1 protein-coding gene is annotated in these 325 nt (G+C 59.4%); it reads left to right on the top strand.

What is annotated here, in order from left to right; genetic code table 11:
• Positions 1-325 (top strand): trypsin-like peptidase domain-containing protein (locus X744_RS0139450; RefSeq protein ID WP_031261635.1); only part of this gene is annotated, 325 nt, incomplete at both ends.

Here is a 325-nt window from a genome sequence, read left to right as displayed (position 1 = left end):
CTCGCCGTTCCAGGATTTCTTCGACGATTTCTTCAAGAACCGCGGTGGCGAAAAGGATGGCGGCTCGCAGAAGGTGCAGTCGCTCGGTTCGGGTTTCGTCATCGACGCCGAACAAGGCATCGTCGTCACCAACAACCATGTGATCGCCGATGCCGACGACATCGAGGTCAATTTCTCCGATGGCGTGACCTTGAAGGCGACGCTGGTCGGCACCGACACCAAGACCGACGTCGCGGTGCTGAAGGTCGATCCGAAAGGCCACAAGCTGACAGCGGTGAAATTCGGCGATTCCACCAAGATGCGCGTCGGCGACTGGGTGATGGCG

This window comes from Mesorhizobium sp. LNHC252B00, from assembly GCF_000502955.1.
Lineage (GTDB): Bacteria > Pseudomonadota > Alphaproteobacteria > Rhizobiales > Rhizobiaceae > Mesorhizobium.
The sequence above is the reverse complement of the archived record's forward strand: the minus strand, read 5'-3'. Positions and strand labels throughout refer to the sequence as shown.